General features: G+C 37.5%; 9 protein-coding genes. 2 read left to right on the forward strand and 7 right to left on the reverse strand.

Annotated elements, in window-relative coordinates:
* Positions 1-309: 309 nt before the first annotated feature.
* Positions 310-1584 carry a 2-oxoglutarate dehydrogenase complex dihydrolipoyllysine-residue succinyltransferase gene (gene odhB / locus GHT08_RS06465; RefSeq protein ID WP_163580624.1) on the reverse strand — a complete coding sequence of 425 codons (1275 nt, stop codon included), beginning with the start codon at positions 1582-1584 and terminating at the stop codon, positions 310-312.
* Positions 1571-4441, reverse strand: coding sequence for a 2-oxoglutarate dehydrogenase E1 component (locus GHT08_RS06470; RefSeq protein ID WP_163580625.1), 2871 nt, complete (start codon positions 4439-4441; stop codon positions 1571-1573). Before GHT08_RS06470 ends, odhB begins: the two co-directional genes overlap by 14 nt.
* Before the next feature lie 397 nt (positions 4442-4838).
* Here GHT08_RS06470 and GHT08_RS06475 point away from each other — a divergent pair, with 397 nt between their 5' ends.
* On the forward strand, positions 4839-5114 hold the full coding sequence (locus GHT08_RS06475; RefSeq protein WP_163580626.1) for a YhdT family protein: 276 nt from the start codon (positions 4839-4841) through the stop codon (positions 5112-5114).
* Positions 5111-6538, forward strand: a complete 1428-nt coding sequence (gene panF / locus GHT08_RS06480) for a sodium/pantothenate symporter (protein WP_163580627.1) — start codon at positions 5111-5113, stop codon at positions 6536-6538. Before GHT08_RS06475 ends, panF begins: the two co-directional genes overlap by 4 nt.
* Before the next feature lie 172 nt (positions 6539-6710).
* Here the strand turns inward: panF and GHT08_RS06485 are convergent, their stop codons facing one another.
* The 5 genes from GHT08_RS06485 to GHT08_RS06505 all read right to left on the reverse strand — a co-directional run bounded on the left by GHT08_RS06485 (position 6711) and on the right by GHT08_RS06505 (position 14522).
* Positions 6711-8606, reverse strand: coding sequence for a PrkA family serine protein kinase (locus GHT08_RS06485; protein WP_163580628.1), 1896 nt, complete (start codon positions 8604-8606; stop codon positions 6711-6713).
* Between the two features lie 530 nt (positions 8607-9136).
* Positions 9137-10597, reverse strand: coding sequence for an N-acetylglucosamine-specific PTS transporter subunit IIBC (gene nagE, locus GHT08_RS06490; RefSeq protein WP_163580629.1), 1461 nt, complete (start codon positions 10595-10597; stop codon positions 9137-9139).
* A gap of 29 nt (positions 10598-10626) precedes the next feature.
* Positions 10627-11442 (reverse strand): PRD domain-containing protein, encoded by an 816-nt coding sequence (locus GHT08_RS06495; protein WP_163580630.1) that lies wholly within the window; start codon positions 11440-11442, stop codon positions 10627-10629.
* A 41-nt stretch (positions 11443-11483) separates the two neighbouring features.
* Positions 11484-11975, reverse strand: a complete 492-nt coding sequence (locus GHT08_RS06500; protein ID WP_163580631.1) for a PTS sugar transporter subunit IIA — start codon at positions 11973-11975, stop codon at positions 11484-11486.
* A gap of 372 nt (positions 11976-12347) precedes the next feature.
* On the reverse strand, positions 12348-14522 hold the full coding sequence (locus GHT08_RS06505; RefSeq protein WP_163580632.1) for a glycoside hydrolase family 18 protein: 2175 nt from the start codon (positions 14520-14522) through the stop codon (positions 12348-12350).
* Positions 14523-14681: the final 159 nt, after the last annotated feature.

Below are 14681 nucleotides of genomic sequence, written 5' to 3' on the forward strand. Positions count from 1 at the left end.
TATAAAGTTTAGTTTCATAAGTTCATTTCTTTTTATAATCAGAGGACCAAAATAGCGTAGGCAGAATACAGAGACTCCTGTGGGACTCACGAGAGCTGAAGATCCACTTGGTGAAGTGCCTTTCTTCACCAAGTTAGCTGAAGTCGAGCCCACGGAAAGCGCAGTATTCTGCCGAAGCGTTTGGCAGCACTCATCAAAATGCAGTACGGAAGAGAGCCTATCCTCACTCACGTTACTGCGCAGTTTATGTATTTTGTGCTCTATTTTAAAAAGCACTCACCATTTAAAAAATGATGAGTGCTTTTGATTTTAGCCTTCTAATAATAGATCATATGGATCTTCTAATAATTGTTTGACGCGTACAAGGAATTGTACTGCTTCTTTTCCATCTACGATACGGTGGTCGTACGATAAGGCGATATACATCATTGGACGAACTTCAATGGAATCATCAGGCATTACTACTGGACGTTTTTGAATCGTATGCATTCCTAAAATACCAACTTGTGGTGAATTTAGAATTGGCGTGGATAATAACGACCCAAAAATACCACCGTTTGTAATTGTGAAGGAACCGCCCTGTAAGTCACTAATTTGCAACTCTTTATTTTTCGCTTTGGTACCTAAATCAGCAATCTGCGATTCGATACCTGCAAAGTCTAAACGATCTGCATCACGTACTACTGGTACAACTAAACCATCATCTGTTGATACAGCAATACCGATATCATAGAATTTCTTCTTCACAATTTCGTTTTCTTGAATCTCAGCATTTAAGTACGGGAACTCTTTCAATGCACTAACTACTGCTTTGGTAAAGAACGACATAAAGCCTAGTTTAATACCATGCTTTTCCTGGAACTTATCTTTACGTTGGCTTCGTAGTTTCATCACTGCAGTCATGTCTACTTCATTAAATGTCGTAAGCATTGCTGCTGTGTGCTGGGCTTCAACAAGACGATTAGCAATGGTTTGACGGCGGCGAGTCATTTTCTCACGCTCTACTGGTTTATCAAACTCTTCTTTGGAACTAGAAGTTTTTGCTTGATTATCTGCCTTAGACTTCTTATTTGCTTTTTTAGGTTTCGCTGCGTTCTCCACATCTTCTGAACGAATCCGTCCTAGTGGATCTGTCGGAGTAATATCATTCAGATCAATACCTAACTCACGAGCACGTTTTCTCGTAGCTGGTGATGCGACAACTTTTTGTTTATCTCCTGCTTTTTTCGGTTCAGTTGCTTCATTACTAGCCTCTTCTTCTTTCTTTGGCTCAGTGTTTTTCTCTTCTTCTTTTGTTTTTTGTTCTTCTTTATCGTCGGAGCTTTCAGTTGAATCTCCAGCAGCTTCACCATTTTCATCTATCTTCGCAATGACTTCCCCTACTTCTACATCATCACCTTCATCTTTAACAAATTCAGCAATTACACCTGAATAATCAGCATTAACTTCTACATTAACTTTATCTGTTTCTAGCTCACAGATCGGATCACCTTTCTCGACGGAATCCCCCTCACTAACTAGCCACTCTGCTATCGTACCTTCCGTAATGGATTCTGCTAATTCTGGGACTTTAATTTCCTTCATTGGTTTCTCCTCCTTCAGACAGCTCTAATGCTTTTTGTACTATGCGTCTTTGTTCTGTTTTGTGTATGTGTGGATCACCAACAGATGGTGACGAACGTTCAGTACGTCCAACATAGTGTAATTCTAATTTTGTGTTCTCAAGCATTCTGTAAAGCAATTCTTTTACAAAATTCCATGCTCCCATATTACGTGGTTCTTCTTGTACCCAAACCACTTCTTGCAATTTAGGACAACCATCAATGACCTCTTGAATTTTCTTTTCAGGGAACGGATAGATTTGCTCTAAACGAACGACATGAATATCTTCATATTTCTCTAGGCTTTCACTCATTTTTTCTTGAATGTCTACCATAACTTTCCCTGTACCAATTAATAATCGCTTAGCTTTTTTTGATGTTAACTCTAAGCCTGGTTGAGGTATTAATGATTGGAATTTACCATTCGTAAACTCCTCTATTGTTGACACTACTCGCGGACTGCGTAACAAACTCTTCGGTGTTAAAACAACTAATGGACGCGCTGCTTCACTGTCCACTAAGGCAGCTTGACGTCTTAACAGATGGAAGAATTGTGCACTGGTTGTAACATTAGCTACAATCCAATTATTTTCCGCTGCCATCGTTAAGAACCGCTCTGCTCTTGCACTAGAGTGTTCTGGTCCTTGGCCTTCATAACCATGTGGTAATAACATCACCATATTAGAACGTTCATCCCACTTCGCACGACCAGATGAGATAAATTGATCAAAAATTACCTGACCTGCATTGGCAAAGTCACCGAATTGTGCTTCCCAAACAACTAATGTTTTTGGTGCTTTTACACTATAACCGTATTCAAATCCTAGTACCGCAGCTTCTGATAATGGACTGTTGTGAATGTCGAATGTCGCTTTTGCTTCATCCAGTCCGTGCATCGGGCAATACGTATCACTTGAATCCACATCATGTAACATTAAGTGACGGTGTGCAAATGTTCCACGTTCTGAATCCTGTCCTGTAATACGAATTGGAATACCGTCTTGTAAAATCGAAGCATAGGCTAAAGCTTCTGCTACTGCCCAATCGGCTTTTTCATCTTTTTCGAATGTGTTATGACGCTTAGATAATATTTTTTCGAGCTTCTTAAAGGATTGGAAACTTTCTGGTCGTTTTAATAGACCTTTATTAAGTGAAAGCAGTAAATCCTTTGGCACCGATGTTTCAATGTCACTCAATCCATTCTGCAACGCCTGTGGTACTGGCAATGCTTCTGGATTTTCATTAACACTTTCCGTCATATCATCATAAATGCCTTGTAATTTATTAAAAACAGCTTCTTTCATTTCTTCAAAAGTATTTTCTGCTAAAATTCCTTCTTCTTGTAGTCGTTTAGCATAAACATTGGCACAAGTTGGATGTTGATCAATTGATTGATACAATTTCGGTTGTGTAGCACGTGGTTCGTCCATTTCATTGTGACCATATCGTCTGTAACCGACTAAATCAATTAACACATCTTTTTGAAACTTTTTACGGTAATCATACGCTAATGTTGCTGCTGAAATACAAGCTTCCGGATCATCTGCATTGACATGGATAATAGGTACTTCAAAGCCTTTCGCTAAGTCACTTGCATACCTGGTGGAGCGACCTTGGCGTTGCCCAGTTGTAAAACCTACTAAGTTATTCGCAATGATATGCAATGTTCCACCTGTTCGATAACCATCTAATGCACTCAGGTTAAAGGTTTCTGCTACAACACCTTCGCCTATAAATGCCGCATCACCATGAATCAAAATACTAAATGCTTTATTGACATTTTGCTCTGGACTACCTTTTTGGAAACGAAAATCTTGTGCTGCTCTTGTAAAACCTTCTACCACTGGGTTAACAAACTCCAAATGTGAAGGGTTATGTGCTAATGTAATCTTCGTTGGTGATGGTTTCTCTTCCCCAACATCGCGTTTTGCGCCAAAATGATATTTTACATCACCAGTCCATCCATACGTAATCGCTCTTGAACCCGGTGATGATGGCACTAATTCCTTATCTGCTGAAGGATGAAATTCAGAGAATAGCTTATCAAATGGCTTACCTAAAATATGTGTCAGTACACTTAATCTACCACGGTGAGCCATCCCCATTAGAATCTCTTCTGTTTCATCATAAAAGGAATTTTGAACGATTCGATCTAAAATAGGAACCATCATTTCCAAGCCTTCGATCGAAAAACGTTTCTGTGCGACAAAAGTTTTCGCTAAGAAATTTTCAAAACCTTCCACATCAACGATTTTTCCAAGTAGTTCTTTTTTCTCCTTCTCTGAGAATGGAAAACGATACTTACCAGATTCAATGTTCTCTTGGAACCACAAGCGCTCTTCGTCATTGTTTACATGATCGTACTCAAATGAAATCGTTCCTGCATATTGAGCTAACAAATAATCAACAACATCCTGCGCATTGTTCACCCCTTGAACAGTGGAATCCCAAACCCATTCAGCCGGAATCGCTTCCAAAACGTCTCTACTTAGATTGTAATAGCTTGGATCAACAAGTGTATTATCACTTGCTATACCTGATCCTACAGGGTAAATCTCAGCTTTCAAATGACCATAACGACGAATAGCCTCAACAAGCTTAATTGCTGAGGTTAATTGTTTCGCACTTATATCAGATGATAAGCCCTTATTGCTTGCTACCTCTGCTTGCTGTCCTTCAATTAATTCTTTTGGAGCTCCATACTGATCAAACATCTCTTTCAGGGATGAATCGACAGAGTCTTTGTTTTCCAAATAAAGTTCATACTGCTCTTGTACATAGCCCATATTAGGACCGTAAAATTTTTTCCAGAATCTCTCACTGGATTCCTGCTGTGTCACGTCTTATACCCCCATTAGAAGTCACTTTCTCCTGCTAAACTAAACTCCCATCCAAATGTTGTAATGAGTAAAACATTACATCAATAAATATAACCTATTTTACCTAGGGAAACAACATATAAGTTACGATTTTTTGGAAAAGTTTAATAAGTATAAAAAAAGCTTAAAAAAGCTAGTTTTTATGCGTTAAAAGGTACATTATGATCGTTTATGAGAATGCTTACAAAAAGGGGAAAATACTTCGCACTTTTGTACTATTTTAAACGGAATAATGGGTAATTATTAAAAGCTATTTTTAAAGAAGCTAAAAGCATTAATACAAGCCATGCAGTTGTCACCAACGCTCTGATATGATTTACTTTTAAAGTAGGAATTTGATTGAGGAGGAAAATAATAAATGAAAGATTTAGATAAAAATCCTATTAAAGTAGCCAATCGCGAAGCACTCATCGGTGTCTTTTTAGTAGTGTTTCACTTTATCTGGTGGTTTGCTTTTGCATATGGCTTAGGAACAAAAGAACCTGCAGAGTATCAATATATTCTCGGATTTCCCGCATGGTTTTTCTATAGCTGTATTGCAGGTATTATCATTATGTCCATTCTTGTATTTATTATCGTAAAATTCTTTTTCACTGATTTACCTTTTGATGATGAGGAGTTCGAACAATCATGAATCTAGTAGCATCTATCACATTATTCAGTTCGGTTGCCATTATTTTTTTAATTGGTTTATTGGCGAGCAGAACGACCAATACAAGTGCTTCCTTTATGGAAGATTATTATTTAGGCGGACGCAGCTTAGGCGGATTTGTCTTAGCGATGACCATGACTGCAACATATGGAAGTGCCAGCAGTTTTATCGGTGGGCCCGGTGTAGCTTACAATGAAGGGTTAGGTTGGGTATTATTATCTGTTATCCAGGTCTCGACAGGTTATTTCACCTTAATGATTATCGGAAAAAGATTTGCAATCACAGCAAAAAAATATAAAGCGATTACGATGGTAGACTTCCTTAAAGAAAGATATCAATCCAAATGGGTTGTATTATTGTCTTCATTCAGTATTATTGTCTTTTTATTTTCAGCCATGGCCGCTCAATGGATTGGCGGTGGTCGATTAATCGAGTCTATTACTGGGTTATCCTATCATTCTGCATTACTTATTTTTGTATTAACAGTACTTATTTATGTCACATTCGGTGGGTTTCGCGCAGTAACTTTGACGGATTCCATTCAAGGAACGATTATGATTATCGGAACTGTCATCCTATTGTCATCGATCATTACAGCAGGAGGCGGTATTTCTTCGATCATGGCTGACCTTCGTGCTGAGAATCCTAATCTAATTACACCATACGGGGCAGATGGAAGCTTATCACCACAGTATGTATCCTCTTTTTGGATATTGGTTGGTGTTGGGATTGTAGCTTTACCGCAAATTGTGGTTCGAGCGATGTCCTATAAGAACACGAAATCATTTCATCGTGCACTAATTATTGGTACTATTGTCGTCGGTGTTATTATGTTAAACATGCATTTAATCGGAGTATTTGCTCGTCCGATTTTGCCAGGTGTTGAAGTAGCTGATACAGTAATCCCGTTAATTGCTATAGAAGTATTACCAGCTTGGTTGGCAGGAATAGTATTGGCAGCACCACTAGCAGCCATCATGTCGACAGTTGATTCCTTGCTATTATTAGTCAGCTCAACCATTGTTAAAGACGTCTATCTTAATTACATACAGCCAACAGCCTCTAAGAAAAAAGTTCGTACATTAAGTATGACCATAACCGCTATTTTAGGGTTGATTGTATACTTAATTGCGATTAATCCACCTGATTTAATCATTTGGCTGAATTTATATACTATTGGCGGGTTGGAAGCTGCATTTATTTGGCCGGTTGTAATGGGTATCTATTGGAAAAAAGGAAACAAATATGGTGCGATTGCAGCGATAATCACAGGTTTCAGCTCGTACATTTTGTTTCAAGCCTTTTATCCAGAACCATTTGGCATGCATTCGGTTGTCTCATCAATAGCGATATCACTGATTGCCTATGTTGGGGCTAGTTTGAGCTTGAAAAACAAACTGCTGTGATTTAATGGACACTTTTTACTGTTTATTGGACACTTTCGATCATTTATTGGACACTATTCATGATTTATTGGACACTTTATATGGTTTATTGGACACTTCTAGTGATTTATTGGACACTTTTTAAAATGCACACACAAAAATGACCTCCGGACAAAGGAGGTCATTTTTCTTATTATCGATTCAACAAGCTACCGACATAACGTAACAGATCATTAGCAGATTGTGTATTATAGCCATACTCTTCCACTAAAGTTGCCACTACTTCATTCATTTTCTTTAACTGCTGCTCATCTGGTGTTTTCGTGGAAGTGGTGATTTTTACTACGTCCTTCAAGTCAGCAAATAATTTCTTTTGAATCGCTTCGCGCAGGCGTTCATGTGATTGATAATCAAACTTTTTGCCTTTGCGTGCATAAGCTGAAATTCGGATTAAGATCTCTTCGCGAAATGCTTTTTTGGCATTTTCAGATATACCAATCTGTTCTTCAATCGAGCGCATTAATTTTTCATCAGGATGCATTTCTTCTCCTGTTAGTGGATCCTGCAATTTTGCTTTATTACAAAATGCTTCCACATTATCTAAATAATTGTCCATCAGCGTTTTGGCAGATTCTTCATAGGAATAAACAAAAGCTTTCTGTACTTCTTTTTTCGCCAGTTCATCATATTCTTTACGGGCAATCGAAATAAAGTCCAAATAATCTTCTTTTTGTTCTTTCGTAATCGAAGGATGATCATCCAAGCCATCTTTCAATGATCGCAATACATCAAGCGCATTGATTGCCTGCATTTCTTTACGGATAATCGTCGATGAAATGCGATTGATGACATAACGAGGATCAATTCCAGTCATGCCTTCATCAGGATATTCCTTTTTCATTGCGTTTACATCTTGATCACTAAATCCTTCAACATCTTGATCATTATATAAATACATCTTTTTCAACATACTGACATTGCTTTGCTTCGACTCTTTTAATCGTGTAAGAATCGTAAACATCGCAGCTATTTTTAAAGTGTGTGGTGCAATGTGGACGTCCTGGATATCACTTTCTTCAATCATTTTTTGATATATTCGCTCTTCCTGATCTAATTTTAAGTTATATGGAATCGGCATCACAATCATTCTTGAGTGTAATGCTTCGTTCTTTTTATTAGATATAAAAGAGCGATACTCAGATTCATTCGTATGCGCTACTATCATTTCATCTGCTGAGATCAAGGCAAATCGGCCTGCTTTAAAGTTACCTTCCTGTGTTAATGAAAGCAAATGCCAGAGAAATTTCTCATCACATTTGAGCATTTCCTGGAATTCCATCAATCCGCGGTTGGCTTTATTCAACTCTCCGTCAAAACGGTATGCTCGAGGGTCTGACTCTGATCCATACGTGGCAATCGTGGAAAAATCAATTGAGCCAGTAAGGTCCGCAATATCCTGTGATTTCGGATCGGACGGACTAAATGTACCAATGCCAACCCGTTTATCTTCTGAAAAAAAGATCCGCTCTACTTTAACATCTTCAATTCTACCGCCGTATTCCTCCTCGAGTCGTAGTCTATTTAAGGGGGATAAACTTCCTTCAATTTTTATACCATATTCTTGTTCAAAATCAGCTCTCAAATGCTGTGGTATCAGGTGCAACGGGTTTTCATGCATGGGACAATCTTTAATTGCATACACCGCACCGCGATCTGTCAACGTGTACTTCTCTAATCCTCTTTTTAATAATGTGACCAAAGTGGATTTCCCGCCACTTACCGGTCCCATTAATAATAAAATCCGCTTTTTAACATCTAGCCTTTTAGCAGCTGGATGAAAGTATTCCTCAACCAATTTCTCTAATGCTTCTTCCAATCCAAATAATTCATGGCTGAAGAAGTTATATTTACGCACTCCATTTTCTTCTTCTACCCCTTCATCTTTTATCATCTGATAGATACGGGAATGAGCAGATTCTGCAAGGTACGGTTTTTCTTTTAACAATTCAAGATACTCTGCAAATGTACCTTCCCATTTCAAGGCATCTTGTGTTTGACGATATTCTTGCACCCTTCTTAAGATATCCATAGAACAACCTCCCAATAATGTAAACCTTGCTTATGCTTCCAAGCATGATGTAATAGTTTCAGTAGTTGCCATATCTATATCTATGTAGGAACAAGGCAAAAAATGAATCGAGTATCGTTAAGAAAGCAGATTGATTTGTCAGGATAAGTAAGATTCCAGAAACGTTTAATATTCACCAAAGTGCCTATGAGAAAAACTGAACAAAATTCACTCAGTCCTTATCACTCAATGTTAAGGGGATCTTAAATTGTTTTAGTGGCCATTTTGAAATATATCAATTGCATAACCATCGCTTCGGCTCCTACGGAGTTAATACGTTCTGAAGATCCACTTTTGCAGCAGTGAATTTCTCCTGTAAAAGTTAGCTGAAGAGCATGCCTCTATAAAGCGAAGTAATTAGTCGGAGCGTTGCAAATACACATCAAACATTTCAAAATAACTACTTCGTTTAACACGGCCATTGCGCTGATTTTATACTTTCCTTACAAGCAAAAAAAGCATGGAGAACCAAATCTCCATGCTCAGTTACTTTAATGTGGTTTTCGTATTTTTCTGATTTCATCTGCTACAAATTGCACTTGAGTTCCAACTATTACTTGGATGCTATTTTTACCTACAATATTGATTCCGGGTACACCAGTATTTTTTATACGTTGCTGATCAACAGCATCCATATCTTTAACGTCTAATCTTAATCGTGTCACACAGTTATCTAATGTGACAACATTGTCATCTCCACCTAATCCAGCATAAATTTCTTTTGCCATTGTAGCTATATCATTATCACCAGAAGATTCTTCACTTGCATTTTCCACCTGCTCTACATCATCTTCACGACCAGGTGTTTTGAAATTAAATTTCGTGATTAAGAAGCGAAATAGTACATAATAAATAACAGCTATGACTAAACCTTGAACAAGTAACATTAATGGCTGGTTAGCTAATGGTAATTTTGAACTTAAAAAGAAATCAATAAAACCAGCACTAAATCCAAAACCTGCTGTCCAATCAAAGGCAGCTGCTACAGCCATGGAAATACCTGTTAAAGCTGCATGCACTACATATAATGCTGGAGCTAAAAACATAAATGAAAATTCTAACGGTTCTGTTACACCTGTAAAGAACGAAGCAAAACCAGCTGCTAAAAGTAATGATGCGACTGTTTTCTTTCTTGTTGTTTTAGCTGTATGATACATTGCTAACGCTGCTGCTGGTAAACCAAACATCATAACTGGGAAAAAGCCTGCCATGTACATACCTGTAACACCTTTTTCCCCTTCTCCAGACCAAAAATTCGCAATATCATTAATACCTGCAACATCAAACCAAAAAACGGAGTTTAAGGCGTGATGAAGGCCTGTCGGTATTAATAAACGGTTAAAGAAGCCATATAAACCTGCACCGATAGCATCTAAATCTAGAATTGCCTTACCAAAGGAAACTAATCCAGAATAAACAACCGGCCAAACAAAGAAGAGAACCGCAGATATAAGTAAGCTAGATACCGCTGTCATGATTGGCACTAAACGCTTACCACTAAAAAACGCAAAAGCATCTGGCAATTTCACGTGACTAAATCGATTATACATAATAGAAGCAATAATACCTGAAATAATACCGATAAACTGATTTTCAACATTATCAAAGGCTGCATTAACATTGTCTGGGTCTACACCTTGTAACAGTGCGACAGATTCCGTTGATAACAAGGTTGTAACGACTAGATAAGCTACCAACCCACTCAATGCAGCAGAACCATCCTTGTCTTTGGACATTCCAAAGGCAATACCTACCGCAAATAAGATTGACATACTTTCAGTAGAAATAATAGATTCACCGGCTTTAATTAAAAAGGCTGCTATTACATTTGCTTCCCCCCAACCTTCCGGATCCATCCAATAACCAAGCCCCATTAATATCGCAGCAGCTGGCAATACGGCAACCGGTAACATTAATGATCTACCGATATTTTGAAGATATTTCATAACCATCATTAGTTCCTCCTATAAAAAAAATTAAATTACTGTTTAAGTCTATTAAGGTGAATCGTGATATATCCAAGCTCTGATTCTGGAAAATAAATATCATACTTATTTTGTATAATGTCTGTTACTTCTTTAGTACACTGATAAGAATCTGCAAATTTCTTTTGAATCATCGATAACATTTCCTGATCCAATTCATGCATTTCATAGTGACTAACTCGAGATAAAGCAAAATGTAAATGAGTTACAAGCCTTTGATAAGATATATCATCTTCTCTAAATTGCATCACCATTTTCTGCATGATAAGTTGGATCATTTCTCTTACTATGGCAGTATGCTTAATCGTCTGACGGTAATCACCCCCTTGAAGCTTCATTGTATGGATATGCAGTGCAATATGAGCTGCTTCATCAATTGGAATGTCTATATCATATTTTTTACGAATTCGCTGCACTGCCCATAAACCAATTTCATATTCATTTCGATACAATATCTTTATTTCATTTAGAAGCTTATTTTGGAGATGTATCCCATCTTGTGTACGTTCAATCGCGAATGAAATATGGTCTGTTAAAGCAATATGAATATGCTCACTTAACTTAGTGCCAAGATACTTTTCCGCATAGGAGATAATTTCTTCTGAAATCAGAAAATGTTCCTCTGGAATTCGATCTAACAACTGCTGTAACTTTTCATTTTCCTTCATTACAAAAAGTTGTTCGACTTTCTGTGGGTTAATGACATCATTCTTTTTCTTACCGAATGCAATGCCAGTGCCGATCGCTACTTTTTCTTCTCCTTGGTCCACTACAAGTACAGCGTTATTATTCAAAATTTTTTTTAATTTCATTCCATCATCTCCATTCTTCGCAGAAAGCGTCATTCCTAACATTACTCATTAATCGTTAACACGGTTGTTTTTCCGGCTACACATTCCGTTTCTGTAGTTAAGATATATTCGTTTTGGCTTTGGTTACTATTAGTAATGACCATCGGAGTTATAATATGATCTACTTTATTACGAATATAACCCAAATCCACTGCCATTAATCGATCTCCAACTGAAACACGATCCTCTTCTTTTACTAAGACGTGAAATCCCTTTCCATCTAAGGAAACAGTCTCTAATCCAACATGGATAAGTATTTCTATGCCATTTGTCGTCTTTAATCCAATGGCATGCTTACTTGGTGCAATTTGGATAATTGTTCCTTCAACAGGGGCAACAATATTTTCTTTGTTCGGGATGATCGCAACCCCTTCCCCCATCATCTTTTGACTGAAAACTGGGTCGGGTACCTTTTCAAGCGGTAATATTTCACCAGTAATAGGTGCTTTTATTTGTACAGTGGTAGAAGGTTTTTTAAACAAGTTTTTAAACATCATTCCATCTCCTTTTGGCATGATTTTCATTTAAATAAGAAAAGCGCAGAGCGCCCGTTTAGAAACGTAGCTACTTCAGAAGCAACTGAGATAAAGGAATCACGGTGAGTTTACGAACCGATGATGACTTATCGTAGGGCGATTCGTGAAATCGCATAGTTTCTGGGCGTTCGGAGCTAGACAAGTACCTAATTTTTTATACTTTTTTTCCCCACAAAAAAAGCATGAAGAAATATTAAAGGCGATAAACCAGCCTTTATAATTTCTCCATGCCTAATCTCATTAGTAACATGTGAGCCATGATTTAATTAGCCAATTCCAATTACATATAGATTAACATAAGACAGGATTAGTTGTCTATACCTAAATATATCAATAATATCTACGCAATTTTGATACGAAAAACACGATGCCACCGCCAGTTATTAATAGTAAGCCGATTAATAAAAAATCGAATTGGTTCGTAGCAGTATCTGGAAGAGGCTGACCTTCCGTTTGCTCATTTTGACTTTGGGGAGACGTAGTACTTTCTTTTTCGTTGTTCCCATCGTTCTTGTCGTCTTGATCCGTATTATTAGTGGAAGGTTCTTCCGTTGTTTTTTCTTCATTATCGTTATCTATTTCAGACTCATTGCCTTCCTTTTCATCTTCTGTTTGTTCTTCATCAGGAGTGCTATTCTCGAATACCCCGTATAAACTAAAATGAGCAACCTCTGCCATAACGATTTGTTGTTCCTTATCGTACTCGACATCTATTTCTTTCTGTTTTTCACCCTTCTCCTCCAATAAATAAACAACTAATTGATCCCAATTTTCTATCTTGTCTTCATTCACAGTGAAAGTCAATGTAACTTGATGCTCGCCAAAGTCAGCCATTACTTCTTCTCCAGCTAATATCTTTAAATCATAAATAGAGCTAACTTGATTATTATGCTTACTGTTTATCTCCTCTCCAGCTTCGGTAAATTGGAAGGTGATATTCTCTTCTTTCTGCAACAATGCAACAGGTACTTCTATAGCAATATCTTTAAAATCAATCACTAACTCATAATCTTCTTCTAATTCTTCCAAAAGGGATGCATTAAAAACGATGCTTTCCTGATTACTTGAGTTAGTATACATATACTGATTATCACTGATCTCGAGTTCTGCTATATCCTTAACCGTACCATCATCAGGAGGTGTAGGTTCAGGTGGTGTTGTGCCGTTTGTAAATTCATTAAAAATTACAGATAATAGTCTACTCTCACGATCTGCACTTAGCTCCCAAATCATCGCCCCGCCAAGTTGACGGTTTTCCAGATAGGCGATTTTATCCGCTATCGAACGTTCATCATCATAGGTAATAAATTCGCCTGTTTTTTCATTAAATAAATACGGTACTTTGGAAACATCATTCCAATAAGCAGTATATTGCTCATCCGTTAATTTATTGGCCATAATATCATCATAATCATAGACCCCTGGTTCCCATGTTCCATCACCTGCACCTTGACAGTTTTGATAATAACCGCCATTAGGGCTATCCTCCGCGTTATCACAATCAGACCATGAACGACCATAAAAAGGTAATCCCATCACTAATTTATTGGCAGGTACACCCGCATTTAAATGTCCTTCGATTGCTGTGTCTACATTGAATACATCTGTGTCTGGAACTCCTGCGTCCATTGCAACCGGATCAGCAAATAATGGAGCATTATGTGCACTGGTAGATTGCCAGCTTCCATTAAAGTCGTAAGTCATGATGTCAATAAAATCAACTATTTCTGCAATTTTTTCCATTTCATTATTTTCTAGATAAGAAGGATTTGCACTAGAAGCAATCGCTAATTCATATTCCTTGCTGTCTTCTTCCTCTGCTTTGTCTAATTGATCACGTATCGCTTGTAATAACAAAGTGTGATTTTCTTTATCTTCCGGGCGGTGAACATTTCCTTCCTGCCCACCACTAACCGGGTATTCCCAATCGATATCTACACCATCCATTTCATATTTTCTCATGAAAGCAACTGCTGATTTTGCAAAAGTTTCCCTAGTATCTTCTGATGCTGCTATATGGGAGAAATTTTTCGAGAATGTCCATCCCCCAATAGATAATAAGGTACGTAATCCCGGGTTTTCATCCTTTAATATTGCTAAACCACCTAAGTTTCCATAAAAATCTCGATCCCAATCTTCTAATTCCTCTTCAGTAAGTCCTAATACATTAGGATTTTGATAATCTGCCCATGGATCAGCGGATACTACTGTACCATTTGTTACCCCTTCACAATCAGTTGTATCTGCATGACCTTCACCTTCCCAACAATAATCCGCAAATGCATAAACGATATGTGTTAATTTACTTGCATCAATATCTATCGCTTGATAATCTCTGCCATATGTTGACCATTGCGTATAATATCCGACTACTCGATAATCATCTTCTGATTCTGATGCAGTCATTTCTTCTGTTGCTAGAAATAATAAACCAACAGCAACTATTACAATTGCGACACAACCTGATACTAACCATTTCATAACATCTTGACATTTCCCTTTCATTATCACTTTTTCCTCCACTCCTTTAATAGATTAGTAGAATACATGTTGGTGTAAGCGCAATCTATGTTAGGGATAATAGATAAGATGACTATACCTCTATACAAGATTATTAAACTTAGAAACTTTTGTCAATATAAAATAAACACAGGACTATCTTAA

Source organism: Gracilibacillus saliphilus (assembly GCF_010994085.1).
Taxonomy (GTDB): Bacteria; Bacillota; Bacilli; order Bacillales; family Amphibacillaceae; genus Gracilibacillus; species Gracilibacillus lacisalsi.